The 13,818-nt window shown below is 41.4% G+C and carries 8 protein-coding genes; 6 read left to right on the forward strand and 2 right to left on the reverse strand.

Translation table 11 applies throughout. The features are described 5' to 3' along the window. Window positions 1-88 precede the first annotated feature (88 nt). On the reverse strand, window positions 89-931 hold the full coding sequence (locus tag IPM47_05330) for a DUF4249 domain-containing protein (protein QQS30372.1): 843 nt from the start codon (window positions 929-931) through the stop codon (window positions 89-91). Between the two features lie 210 nt (window positions 932-1,141). On the opposite strand from IPM47_05330, the gene hutH reads away from it, so the two are divergent. After that, a complete protein-coding gene (hutH, locus tag IPM47_05335; protein QQS30373.1) occupies window positions 1,142-2,659 on the forward strand; it encodes a histidine ammonia-lyase in 1,518 nt (505 codons plus the stop codon). Window positions 2,660-2,752: 93 nt separating this feature from the next. Here the strand turns inward: hutH and IPM47_05340 are convergent, their stop codons facing one another. Continuing rightward, the gene (locus IPM47_05340; protein ID QQS30374.1) at window positions 2,753-3,475 is read right to left on the reverse strand and encodes a transglycosylase SLT domain-containing protein; all 723 of its coding nucleotides are present in this window, start codon (window positions 3,473-3,475) and stop codon (window positions 2,753-2,755) included. A gap of 767 nt (window positions 3,476-4,242) precedes the next feature. Here IPM47_05340 and IPM47_05345 point away from each other — a divergent pair. From IPM47_05345 to IPM47_05365, 5 genes are all read left to right on the forward strand, one after another. Next, on the forward strand, window positions 4,243-5,958 hold the full coding sequence (locus tag IPM47_05345) for an Ig-like domain-containing protein (protein ID QQS30375.1): 1,716 nt from the start codon (window positions 4,243-4,245) through the stop codon (window positions 5,956-5,958). Window positions 5,959-6,086: 128 nt separating this feature from the next. Beyond that, complete coding sequence (lptC, locus tag IPM47_05350; protein ID QQS30376.1) at window positions 6,087-6,674, forward strand: LPS export ABC transporter periplasmic protein LptC; 588 nt, start codon at window positions 6,087-6,089, stop codon at window positions 6,672-6,674. 198 nt (window positions 6,675-6,872) lie between these two features. After that, window positions 6,873-8,357 (forward strand): hypothetical protein, encoded by a 1,485-nt coding sequence (locus IPM47_05355; protein ID QQS30377.1) that lies wholly within the window; start codon window positions 6,873-6,875, stop codon window positions 8,355-8,357. Window positions 8,358-9,333: 976 nt separating this feature from the next. Then, complete coding sequence (locus IPM47_05360; GenBank protein QQS30378.1) at window positions 9,334-12,909, forward strand: hypothetical protein; 3,576 nt, start codon at window positions 9,334-9,336, stop codon at window positions 12,907-12,909. A gap of 25 nt (window positions 12,910-12,934) precedes the next feature. Next, window positions 12,935-13,783: a hypothetical protein gene (locus IPM47_05365; protein ID QQS30379.1), complete on the forward strand. Its 849-nt coding sequence runs from the start codon at window positions 12,935-12,937 to the stop codon at window positions 13,781-13,783. The last annotated feature ends 35 nt before the right edge of the window (window positions 13,784-13,818 follow it).

A 13,818-nucleotide genomic window follows, 5' to 3' on the forward strand; every position in this document is an offset into this window, starting at 1 on the left:
AAAGCAAGGACTCTTCCGCCTTCATGTGCAGAGGATTAGCGGTAAAAGTAGTCATTTTTTATCTGCCTGATTATTGTTCTGCCTCAATTTATTGTGTAATCGGAACAATGCGCTGATCATAAGAAAGGGCGACAAAAACTCCGGTACCTCCCTCAATATTGCTTACAATCCGCGCCGGCCGGCTAAAGGGGCTGTCTGAAGCATCTTCGGCATCGTCAACGGTGTCTAAAAAGCGATAATATTCTTCGTTGATATGATAAAGCCGGACAATGACCGTATCTGTAACCCTGAAATTATAGCCCATTCCCACCGAAACCCTTCCATCGCTTAACGCCTTATCCGAAAATTCCCAGGTGCGCAGCGAATCTCTTTCAAAAGGGTTGGCGGCATTTGCAAACCAGACTTTGTAAAAGTTTTCGTCCGGTTTCGGGTCATAAAAATACATCAACATAGCCGCTTTTAAAGAATCATTGAGCAAATACATCACTGTATCTATGGGAATTACCGGCAAAAACCGCGTGGATGCCGTTGCAATCCTGTTGGTCATGGTATCTTCCACCCTGAGATGATAATCTTCATAATCATTGATTGACATAGGAGTGGTCAAAGGTTTCACATAAACTTTCAGGGTATCAATATACTGAAGCGTATCTGTTTGATTGCCCTTGGTGATGGTAACGATGGCATGTTCGACCACCGGTAAAACCTGTGAAACCGGAAAGGTTGATGGCGTAAAGAATGAAACACTCTCTGTAACCGATACTATATAATACGGAACATTACTGTCTAAATAGCTTTCAACAACTAATTTGCTTTCATATTCAGGAAGGTCAATGGTAATATCTTTCAGGCAGGCACTGAAAAAAAACATCATAGACAGCAATAACAATAAACTAAAAGTTAAATATGAAGCTATTTTTTTTCGGAACATGTACTAAAGAAATTAAGAAACCCAATCACCCAAAAATGGAAATTTATAAAAGCATAACGCTTTTCAAAGGTACAAAGTTAGGTAAAGGTGCGGCATTTGAACAAGTGAGGGTTCAATCTTGCTAAATTTTACCTGTTCCATCAAAACTGATGTACCTTTGCGACGCAAATTCAGACCATTTTACAACTGCAAATCAGTACTTAAATTCAAATGCACCATACTATTTCAAAAGGTTGGTTTGATACAGAAACCGCTTATCTTCTTGCTGTTTCACCAACTTCTCAAATCAACTTAAGCCGTGAAGTTGAGCAATCTATCCGTTCTTGCAGGCAATACTTAGACCATAAACTGAACGGAAATCAACAGCGCTTTTATGGCATCAACACCGGTTTCGGTGCCTTATATAATGTAGAAATTTCACCGGCAGATTTGCTTGCTCTACAAAAAAACCTGATCATGTCCCATGCTTGTGGTGCAGGACATGAGGCTCCTCCGGAGATTGTCAGGCTGATGCTTTTGCTCAAAATTCAGTCCTTGTCTTACGGTCATTCAGGTGTGCGGTTGGAAACCGTTCAGCGGCTGACCGATTTTTTTAATCTTCAAATTCATCCTGTTGTTTACGAACAAGGTTCTTTGGGGGCCTCCGGCGATTTAGCGCCCTTATCCCACCTTTCTTTACCGCTGATCGGGATGGGAGAAGTTTATTTTGAAGGAATCAAACAACCCGCAGCAGAAGTTTTGAAAAAATTCGGGCTGGAGCCGCTTATACTTCAGTCAAAAGAGGGACTGGCGCTCATCAATGGCACCCAATTCATGTCAGCCTATGCAGTCTGGTGTGTCGAACAGGCCAACTATTTAGCAAAATGTGCGGATTTGGTAGCGGCTATTTCTTATGATGCTTATGATGCGCATTATTCCCCCTTGAATCCTTTAATCCACGAAATCAGACAACAGGTTGGACAAAGGACTTCTGCTCAGCGAATTTCAGCGTTTTTGGAAGGCAGCCAAATAGGCAGTCAACCTAAAGAGCATGTGCAAGACCCCTACTCTTTCCGGTGTGTTCCTCAGGTTCATGGGGCTTCTTTAGATGCCATTGCTCATGTTAATGACTTAGTTAGCCGGGAAATCAACGCCGTTACAGACAATCCTTTGTTGTTTGAACAAGAAGACCTGATTTTGTCGGGTGGAAATTTTCACGGTCAGCCTATGGCTTTGGGCTTGGACTACCTTGCAATTGCCTTGTCCGAATTAGGCAGCATTTCGGAAAGACGCACTTTCACCCTGTTGAACGGACAAAGAAATCTTCCTCCTTTTTTGATTCAAAACTCCGGTCTTCATTCCGGTTTGATGATACCCCAATATACGGCAGCTTCCATAGTCAGTCAAAACAAACAATTATGTACCCCTGCCTCTATTGACTCCATAACCTCCTCCAACGGACAGGAAGATCATGTCAGTATGGGTGCTAATGCTGCCACCAAATGTTACCGGATTGTACAAAACCTGACCAAAATCCTTGCCATCGAATTACTGACTGCAACTCAGGCTTTAACCCTTCGAAAAACAATAAAATCAAACTCAACACTAACGAGTTCAATCACCATTGAACAGGTTTTAACCCAATACCGGCAATTTGTTCCTTTTATAGATTCCGACAGATTGCTGCATCAGGACATCCATCGCAGCATTCACTTTATCCAACATCAACTGAAGGCATTTTTAGAATAAAAAAACCCTCGCAAGGTTATTGCGAGGGTAGGTTCTGTTTAACCCTAAAAACCTAATGCAATGTCTAAAATGAATCAGTTTAAATTACAAAGTTCAAAAACCTAACCTTGCCCAAACACTTTCAGGCTCAGTTTGCTCTATCATATAAGCAGTCGGAAATAATCGTTTTAATCGCTCATCAATTTCTTTTACCGTAATCTGACCGTCCTTATTGGCATCTAACGGGGCATAATGTTTATACCCGGTTTCACCCTGCCGGTAAATGGCATAACAGTATTCTTCTCCTAAGGCATCCGGATAAAAGGCACCGAGATAAAAACTTGTCAGGTTATCTATGGGTTTGCTGTGATTTTTCACCCATTTATAGTATTTTTCAATCAGCTTCAGTTGGTCTTCATGACTCAGGTTGAGCAATTGCTCAACGGTGATATCCATTCTATTGATTTCGGAAGGTTTCCATTGAATTAACCCGATAGCGCCACTTTTTTTATTGATGGCAGCAGCATCAAATTTCGATTCTGAATACATTAATGCCATTAACCACTCCGGCGGAACGTTCAGGTTTTTAGCGATTTTCTTCACCGAGCGTTCAAATTTATTGACATCTTCTATGTATGGTTTTGCTTCTTCGATGAGGTAAAATTCGGATTCCGATTCTGAGGATGTTTGAAATAAAGAAGCAGAAAACAAATTTTTGCTTGACTTAATCAAAACAAACGTAATGATATTGGTTAGCAAAATGATCCCAATTAACCAATAAATGGATTGATTACTGAGTTTGAATGGTTTCAAAATTTGGATGGGTAACTGTGTCATGGCTCATCTTGAGTTAAAGTTCACTAATAATTTTTTTAGTTTTTCGTTTCGGCAATCGTTAAGTTTATGATGAAAAAATTTTTGACTATTAGCTTTGAGAAGTTGGTCAAAAAAGGGTAAGCGTACTTTTTAAAACACGCTTACCCTGCACTCCTACTTCAATGCGTTAGCTTTCCAATTTGACTATCTGAACTGCAATGCTAACTACGGTAGCAAAGATACAATCATTGTTTTTATTTGTGCAACTTTTTGCAAACTTTTTTTGCAAAAAAGCCAAATTATTTTGCAAATTAGGGTTTTTGCCCTAAAAACTGTCAAATCAGACCTAAAAAAGGGTAAAAACAGCAAGATGAATGCCTTATTTATATCATCTGTGCTTGCTAATTAAATTGGAAACAGTGATGGTGAAAAATCCAAACTGTTTAATTCAGAATTAAAACAGGAAGTTTTATCTGCAATTTTTACAGTGTTAAGTGCCGAACTTATCCCTTTTTTATCGTCTGATGCTAACGAAATTGGTTGTTCAAACCACTATCTTTTGAGATAATGACGGATCAGACGAATGATGAAGTCTATATTGTCTAAAATTCAGTTTTTTAACAACTTACCCAATAAACAGCCGGGAAAACAGATCGTCAGGAACGAAGCTAAATCTGAAAATAAATAATATCTCCGCCTTCGGCCACGTTAGCCAATTACCATTAAAGTATTTACTTTTGCAAGTTGAAATCCAAACGAAGGTTCTCTTTCATTCCTGAAACTGTCTGATGCGCTTTCTATCAAGTTTTTACCGAAACTGCGGTCTTATTGCGGCTTTTTGCCGGCATCAATTATTTAAGGCACAGCCGGATCATTTTTTTTCAACTCCGTTCAGGGCAGTTATCTTTTATTTGTTTCTTGCCGCCTGTTTGTTCGATTTGGGATGTGCCAACCGCGTTTCTCCTTCCGGTGGGCCAAAAGATGAATCGCCCCCTGTTGTGCTTAAACTGACCCCCGAAAACCGGAGTGTTAATTTTAACAGCAAAACCATCGAACTGAAACTGAACGAGTTTGTAACGCTCAACAATCCGCAAACCGAGATTTTTATATCGCCCTATATGAAAAACCGCCCCGATATAAAATTGCGGGGTAAAACATTGATTGTTAAGTTTAAACAGGAGTTGAACGACAGTACCACTTATACCATCAACTTTGGAAGCAGCATCAAAGACCTTTCGGAGGGAAACGTTTTGTCTAATTTTGAATACGCCTTTTCAACCGGCAACCAAATCGATTCCCTATATATCAGTGGAACTGTGGTGAATGCCGACAATGGCGAACCGGTTAAAGATGCGTTGGTTTTGGTTTATAATCAGGACGAAGACAGCTTGTTTACCACAACCCCACCGGCACAAATCAGCCGAACCAACGAAAACGGACTGTTCAGACTGAGCAATCTTGCTGCTCAACCCTATTACCTGTTTGCGCTGACCGATAAAAACGCCAGCTACTTTTTTGACCTGCCAAATGAGTCAATTGCTTTTCACCCTGTTGCCATCCAACCTTACGATTCCGTTTTGGTCAGCCCTGTGTTGCGCCTGTTCAACGAAGGGTTAGATAAGGTCAAAATCATGGAACGCAAAAACAAAGAATACGGACATATTGAAGTGGATTTTTCAAAACCGGTCGATTCGCTACGGTTTGAAACTTCCGACACTTTGCTCGCTTCCGCTAAATACATCGTTGAATTTGCCGAAACTAAAGACACCGTGCATGTTTGGTACAAAGATATTCCTGAATTTTCTCCGGTGAGCTTCCTGCTTTTTAATGATACAACCTTGATTGATACGGTGCTGTTCCGAAGAACCATTCGCGAAATGACCCTTCAGCCGGTCAGATATATATCCAATGCCAAGGGGGGCAGAGGAGTTTCTTCAATCAACTATCAATCTGACCTATGGTTGAAATTTAATCACCCCATCGTTCAATTAGATACCTCTAAAATTGAAGTGTTTGAAGACAGCTTAAAAATCAATGTCTCTAAATTTATTTCGGTTTCCAACTATCGAAAGTTGAGCATTGACTACGACTGGAAGCCCGAAAAAAAGTACAAATTGGTAATTCCCGACAGCACATTGACCGACTATTTTGACGAAACCAACGAAGAAATCACCATTTCCTTTGCAGTGTATAATCCGGATACTTACGGCACACTGCTCCTCAATTTCAAGGAATATGACCCCAATCTTCGATATATATTAAAACTGTTTGACAAATCCTATAAGCTGTTAAGAGAAATCGCGGTGAATGAAAACACGATGTCTGTTCCTTTGCTAAAACCCGGTGAATACAAAATCGTGGTTGTATGGGACGAAAACCTGAACGGCAAATGGGACACCGGAAACTATGCCCAACAAATACAGCCCGAAACCATTTTTACCACCAAAGCCAATATCATCATCAAAGAAGACTGGGAAACCGAAGTTGAAATTTTACTCAAATAACCCTCCTGTTCTGCCCTAAATCAACCAACCTGCCTGTTTTAAGATTTTTTAAATCTGTAATCAAATTGCCTTTCCTGCCAACTAACTCCCTTTATTCTTTTTATTGTCAACATCTACTGAACCGGAATATGGCGAACAGATTTGTTTTTTGCTTTCTATTGGGTTTAAGTTTACTGTTTTCGTCCTGCGAAAATCAGTTGAACGAAGTCAATCAATTCAGCAATAAATTTGAAACTGCCGCAGAAACCATTAAAAATGTCAGGTTGCTGTATAGCGATGCCGGAAAAGTAAAAGTTGAATTGACCGCCCCCGTTTTATACCGCTATAAAACTTCGGAACCCTATATCGAATTTACGGACGGATTGTCGGTTACTTTTTTTAACGACAGCCTCAAAGTAAGCAGCACTTTGTCTGCCGAATATGGGGTGAAATACGAGCATAAACAGGAAACTTTGCTCAGAACCAACGTGGTTTGGAACAACGCCACCAAAAACGAACGGCTGGAAACCGAAGAACTGGTCTGGAACGAAAAAACAAAAAAAATTACTTCCGACAAATTTGTCAAAGTTACCACAGATACAGAAAGTATCTTTGCCAACGGATTCGAAGCCGAACAGGATTTCAGCCGGTACCGGCTTTTAAAAATCACGGGAACGGTAAAACTGACCGATGATGCCGTGTTTAAACCCAAAACTCCGGCTAAAACCGCCAATTAATCACAACCCTTTTTAAATACAACTGACCCTTTCATTCGCTATTTTGTTTTTAACCTTACCGGCATTGATTTGCAGGTGCATTATACCGGTTGATTTACCTGAGATAGATTTTTGCGTCTGATATATATCACAAATATATCCGTTACTGCTGTTTACCTCAAAAAACATTTTTAAACATATATCCCAAAAAACACAATTATGCGCTCACATTCCTTGTATTATACTTCGATTATTCTTGGTATCACCATATACCTCGCATCCTGCGGAACCAAAGCCACTAAAGAAGTGCAGCAAACCACCGTAGAAGTAACGGTTCAAAATCCCCCTGTCAAACAAGACACCCCGGTTGTTGAACTGAACAAAGACGCTCAAATGAATACCGATGCCGGAAAATGGGGGACTGACAGTATTGAAGCGAAAAAGAATTTTTCACTTTACTACGAATTTTTTAAACACAAAATGTATGACGATGCCATCCTTTATTGGCGCTATATTTATGAAAATGCTCCGGCAGCCCGCAAAACAACCTATCTGAACGGGGTTACGATGTATGAATATTACGCCAATCAGGCAACAGACTCCCTCACTAAACAGGCCTATATTGATACCATGATGATGGTCTATGACAAAAGAATACAGTATTTTGGAGAAGAGGGGGATGTCGCCTCCTGGAAAGCCGTTAAACTGAAAGAACTTCGCCCCTGGGCAACTCAGGAATATGCCGACCTAATCAATACGGCCGTCAATATTCAGCAGGAGGAAACCGGATATTTTGTGCTCATTCCTTATTTCAATATCTGGTTGAACAAATACAACCAAAAGCAAATTACCCGCGAACAAATGCTGGAACAGTACAACAAAGTTTCAGACATCATTGATTACAATGTTGCCAACAACCCCAACGAAGCAGATTTGTACAAACAGGTGCAGGAACTGATTGATGTCATTGCAACCAAACTTCAAACAACGACCACTACCACCACGACAACTTCACCGGCATCCTGTGCAGACATAAAAAATACCTATGAAGCACAGTTCAAAGCCAACCCCGATGATTTGAATTTGGTGCAAAACCTTTACAGCAGGCTGAGTCGCTCAAACTGCAAAAGCGATGCCCTGTATCAGGATGTCCTGTTAAAACTCTACAAACTGGAACCCACCTCCCAACGGGCTAAAATCATTGCCCAGATGTATGCCGACAAAAGCGAAAACAGTACTGCTCAAAAATATGTGCAGGAAGCCATTAACCTCGAACCCAACGGGTCGAAAAAGGCATCTTTGTATCTTTTAATGGCCCAATTAGAGCGCAGAAAAGGAGGAAGCCTCAGCAGTTCAACCGCATCGCAAGCCCGAAAATATGCCAAATTAGCCGCCGAACTCCGCCCCGGATGGGGTAAACCCTACATGTTTATCGGCGATTTGTACGCTTCGAGCGGAAAACTCTGCGGACCCGGTACCGGTTGGGATAGTCAGGTGGTTGCCTGGGCTGCTGCCGATATGTGGGAACGAGCCAAAGACATAGACCCCGACTTTACCAACGAAGCCAATCAATCTATCAATAAATACCGCCAATATTTTCCTAAAATCAGCGAAGGTTTTATGAGAGGATATAAAAACGGCGAAACTTATAATATCGGATGCTGGATTGGTGCATCAACAACTATCCGGCTCATCAACGATTAACCCCGCTCATCGGGTAAACAAACCATACTGCCGTAAAAATAAAAGCGGCAACCTTGTGTCATCACCGGGGTTGCCGCTTTTTTTATTTACACCCCGCCATATAAAACTTAGTGCAGCCCTTACCAATAAAACCATGTGTTCAAATTAGCTGCCGACTTTTGATCTTGAAAATCCAAACAATCTCAAATTTCTCAAACACAACAACCGAGGTTTTGACAGAAATCAAAACCATATCTATAACAAAAAAACGACCTGACCACCGGAAAAAATGTCAATTCTAAAGGATAAAATTGACATTTTAAGGATTTTAATTGCTTTTTTCTTCGTTAAAAAGTCAATTTTCCTCGTTTCAATTGCAATTTTAAGGTTTTAAATTGCAATCTGAAGGTTTTAAATTGCAATTTTCCTCTTTAAAATTATAATTTCCTTCCTTTAAATTGACTTTTCCCTCTTTAAAATTGACATTTCCAACATTTTAATTGCAATTTTCCTCTCTAAAATTATAATTTCCTTCCTTAAAATCTCAATTTAAAGGCTTAAAATTGAAACCTTTTTTATCCGGTTTTTTGTGATATTTCAGGGGCGGTTGAGTAAAACAGGGAGAGATGTCCCCGATTTTTGATGCAACCTCCCCTGTTTTTGATGGGATGGTTGAGTTTTTTTAGAAGAAGGTGAAAAAGACAGGCGGACAATGTAGGGTGAAAATTTTTATAACAGCAGATTTTCAGGAGGGGTTTGTTAATCGGTATTTTCTATGCTTTCGGGTATAAAATAGTTGCCGGCAAAAGCTTTAAACAGTAAATACGAAGTTCGGCTTCCTCTAAAAGTCCTTTTTTCAGCTAATTGTGTCTGTTTGAGGTCAAAATATTTTGTTGAAAAAAAGGATTTGTAGTACCTTCCACATCTATTTTGCCGTTTAAATCGTTATTTACGTTGGACAACAACAATTCTGTCGAATAACCCTAACCAAATTGTCATGTACCACCGCCTGATTTTAGTTTTTTTTCTGATGCTGACGGGCATACTTCGTTTTTCTGAAAGCCGGGCGCAGGGATTTTACACCGATTTTGGTAAAAATCGCGTGCAATATCACGACTTTATATGGTCATACTACGAGTCGTCCAATTTTATGACCTATTTTTATCAGGGGGGGCACGACATCGCCAAATTTACCGTGCAATATGCCGAACAGAGCATTGGTGAAATAGAAAGCCGGTTAGAATATCCTGCCAATACCAAAATAGAAATCATGTTGTACCACAACCTGTCGGACCTGAAACAGTCCAATATCGGGTTGGGAATTGAGCAAAACAACACAGGGGGAGTTACCAAAATTATCGGGAACAAGATATTTATCCATTTTGACGGAAATTTTAAAAATCTCGAGCGAAAAATCCGGGAAGGGATAGCAAGGGTATTGGTACAAAAGATGGTTTTTGGCTCTACGATTCAGGAGATTTTGCAAAATGCAGTGCTGCTAAATCTGCCAGATTGGTATGTAAACGGGTTGGTTGCTTATATAGGACGGGATTGGGATACAGAATTGGACAACCGCCTTCGAAGAGGCATGTTAAACAATGAGTTTGAACGGTTCGACTTGTTGACCGGTGAAAATGCCACTTTTGCCGGTCATGCGTTGTGGTATTATATCTCTCAGGTGAATGGCCCCACCGCAATTCCAAACCTGTTATATCTGACACGGATTAACCGGAGCGTGGAAAGCGGATTTTTATTTGTATTGGGCAATACGGTCAAAGGTACTATTCAGGAATTTAATGACTATTACCGAACCCAGTTTTTAGCCGAAAAAAACAGCCGCATCTCCCAAAACCCCGATGAAGCTATTCTGAAAACAAGTAAAAAACTGCAGCGCAGAAATGTGATGTTGGATGAGGTTAAAGTAAGCCCCAACGGAAGGTATATCGCCTATACCACGAGTGAAATCGGAAAACATCTCGTTTACCTGTTCGATACGCAGGAAAACAAAAAACAGGTTATCCTCCGCAACGGGTTTAAATCGCATAGCCTCGCCTTTAACGACCGGTACCCCTTGTTGGCCTGGGACCAAAAAAGCGAGCAACTTGCTGTTGTATTTGAACGGCGCGACCAAATCAAGTTTTTGCTCTACAACCCAACCGAAAAGACACAGACGTTTACCAACGACATCACCAAGTTTCAGCAGGTAACCGGTATTGCTTTTACCAACGACCCCAACAAAATGGTGTTTTCGGCCGTTCAAAATGGCCAGCCGGATATATTTATGTATTATATCCCCAATACCAAGGTTACTAAAATTACAGACGATTTTTACTCAGACCTTCAGCCCTCCTACATAAAGCTTCGGGACAAAGAAGGGCTTTTGTTTATTTCCAACCGCAATAACGACACTTTAAAAACAGAAAAAATGGACACCATTTTGCCCCTGCGCAATTTTGATGTCTATTTTTACGACCTGAAAACCCCCGATCGCGAAACCGATACCCTAAAGACCCTTGTGCGGGTTACCGATACCCCTTTCGACAACGAGTGGTTGCCCATTCAATACGACAGCACCCATTTTACCTTCCTTAGCGACATGAACGGCATTAAAAACCAGTATGTTGCCTATTTCGACAGTATCTATCTTCGGACAGACTCCAAAGTATTCTTTAAAGACTCCACCGTTCTGAACCCTTCCTATCCTTTGGATTCTCTCTTCAACATAGGGCTGATTGATACCATTATCAAAACCGAAGTATATAAAACGATTTCGGTGTCGTTTCCTGTCAGCAATTTCAGCCAAAGCAATCTTGAAACAGATGTTGCCGTAAAAAGCGGAGAGCAGGTGCAGTTGTTTTTTGATCAGGGCCAATATCAGCTTTATAAAAAACCATTGTCCGCAGAGGCCGGAAAAGCAAAAGTTCCGCTTTCGAACACCCCTTACCGCCTGCAACTCGAAAACCGCGAAAAGGCACGCATTAAAAATAAAGAGCAAAAAGAAGCCTTAGTCAAACAAACTCCACCTATCAGCGTAACGGAAGCAATAAAAGCGATTCCCGACAATAGTCAGCAACAACAACCCACAAAAATGGAGGTGCAGGAGCCTGTGGTTAAACCCATCCCTTCCGATACCATAGATATCGAAAATTACTTTTTTCAGAGCGAATTTGACTATTACAATACCAAAGAAACGGTTTCTGAAAAACCCGCAGAAACTTTAAAACCTGCGCCTGCAACCGTACCTGCCATTACGGGTAAAACAACGGAGCAAACCGAGCCTCAGCCTGTTTTCAGACGTACCGCAATCCGGCAGTATTTCACCCAGTTTTATATTGACCAGATTGCCACCCAATTGGACAATACCATTATTTATACACCCTACGAAAACTTTAGCCTATCGCCGGTTACGTTTAGTATGCCCGACCTTGGCGGTTTGTTCAAACTCGGAATTACCGACCTGATGGAAGACAATAAAATCATCGGTGGTTTTCGTATTCCGCTCGGTTTGGGTGGTTCAGAATATTTTTTAGAATACCGTGCTTTGCGCAAAAGGTTAGATAAAAAGATTTTTGGCTACCGTAAGGCTATCAAAAACAACTACACCATCAACAATATTCCCGATACGCCGGAGTTTACCGTTACTGCCAAAAACATCACCAATATTCTGCAATATTCGCTGAGCTATCCTTTTGATATCAACACAAGTTTGCGCGGTCATATCGGTTTGCGACATGACAGAATCGTGTTTCTCGCTTCAGACCGAATCTCTTTGTTGCTTCCCGATATTTATGAAAACTGGCTGTATGCCAAAACCGAATATGTGTTTGACAACACCCTCGACGTAGCGATGAATATCCTGAACGGAACCAGATATAAAGTATATGCAGAAGTTCACAAAGCATTTGAGGGAAATATCAGCGACCGCGATGTGTCGTTCAAATTTAAGGATACCGGATGGATGGGAATAGTAGGTGCTGATGCAAGGCATTATACGCGGGTTCACAAACAAATTGTTTGGGCAAACCGGGTGGCTTCTGCCATGTCTTTCGGCACCAAAAAGATGGTTTATTATCTGGGAGGCGTTGAAAACTGGATGATTTTTAATCCCGAAAAACAGTTTGACAGCAATACTCCCGTTGACCTCGAAGCGGGATATGCTTTTAAGGGGCTGGCGACCAATATGCGGGGGTTTAAACAAAATATCAGAAACGGAACCAGCTATCTGGTGTTGAACAGCGAATTGCGGATTCCGGTAATTTCCTACCTATCTCCTGCCCCTATACGTTCTGAACTGTTGCGAAATTTTCAAATCATTGCCTTTGCCGATGCCGGAACTGCCTGGGAGGGAATTTCACCTTTTGACGAAGACAACCAGTACAGTGTGGTTACAATCGGAACTCCTCCGGTTGAGGCGGTGGTCAAATATTTCCGAAATCCCGTTGTTGCCGGTTATGGTTTGGGGGTTCGAACCAAACTATTGGGCTATTTTACGCGGTTAGATGTGGCATGGGGTTTAGACAGTGGTGCAAGAACCCCGGCTCAGTGGTATTTTTCGATGGGACTGGACTTTTAAGCTAAAAACTTAACTTCCTGACGGCATGAAGCAGAACCGGATTTTATGGCTTAAAATTCTCTGCTTCTGTGTTTTTTCAGGCAGAGCCTGGCAACACCTTCGCTGGGATGCACCTTACAGAGCTTTTTTGTGGAGCGAATCCTTGTTGTCGCCCTTGTTTAAGACATTTGGCCGATCCTGGCAATATTACGTTTCAAATTCAGATGCTTTCATTGTTTCCGGCATAAAGGTTGCCGGTGTTTTTTTTGTTTTGGCAGCCGTTTGTAGTTTAATTGCCGCCCCGTTTCGCCGCCTGCCCCGTATTGTTTTACCGGTTGGCGGTATCATGCTGTTTGTTTTGGCATTGATGTATTGGAAAGAAAAAAGTTTCTTAATGGGCGAACTCTTAGAATATTCCGCACAAGTTGCCTGCCCCTGGTTGTTGTATGCATCGGTCTATCGTTCGGAAGTCGGCTTTGCTCAGATAAAAACGGCAATAAAAATAGCGGTTGCCCTGACTTTTCTCGGACATGGTTTGTTTGCGATTGGCTATTACCCCGTGCCCGGATTTTTTCAGCAAATGATGGTCAATACTTTTGGATGGTCGGAGATCACCACAAAACACTTTCTTTTTGTAGCCGGAGTATTGGATATTGCCGTAGCGGTTGGAATTTTTTTGCCATACATAAAAACCCCTCTATTAGTTTATGCAGCCGGATGGGGCTTTATCACGGCACTGGCGCGCATCGTAGCCAACTACAATTCAAATATTCCGCTGTATTCTTTAGACCTGTGGCTGTTTGAAGTCATCTACCGCCTTCCGCACGGGGCTTTGCCCTTACTGCTCTTGTTCATTGACCGCGACAATAAGGAGCCGGTCAAAGGACTAAACTAAACAAAAAACCCATTAGATAGTTTGGATATTTAATA

The sequence above is a fragment of the Sphingobacteriales bacterium genome (assembly GCA_016700115.1).
Taxonomy (GTDB): Bacteria; Bacteroidota; Bacteroidia; order Chitinophagales; family UBA2359; genus UBA2359.

Coding starts and splice junctions, on each gene's coding strand:
- IPM47_05330 (QQS30372.1), bottom strand. CDS start 931: ATGTTCCGAAAAAAAATAGCTTCATATTTAACTTTTAGTTTATTGTTA.
- hutH (QQS30373.1), top strand. CDS start 1,142: ATGCACCATACTATTTCAAAAGGTTGGTTTGATACAGAAACCGCTTAT.
- IPM47_05340 (QQS30374.1), bottom strand. CDS start 3,475: ATGACACAGTTACCCATCCAAATTTTGAAACCATTCAAACTCAGTAAT.
- IPM47_05345 (QQS30375.1), top strand. CDS start 4,243: ATGCGCTTTCTATCAAGTTTTTACCGAAACTGCGGTCTTATTGCGGCT.
- lptC (QQS30376.1), top strand. CDS start 6,087: ATGGCGAACAGATTTGTTTTTTGCTTTCTATTGGGTTTAAGTTTACTG.
- IPM47_05355 (QQS30377.1), top strand. CDS start 6,873: ATGCGCTCACATTCCTTGTATTATACTTCGATTATTCTTGGTATCACC.
- IPM47_05360 (QQS30378.1), top strand. CDS start 9,334: ATGTACCACCGCCTGATTTTAGTTTTTTTTCTGATGCTGACGGGCATA.
- IPM47_05365 (QQS30379.1), top strand. CDS start 12,935: ATGAAGCAGAACCGGATTTTATGGCTTAAAATTCTCTGCTTCTGTGTT.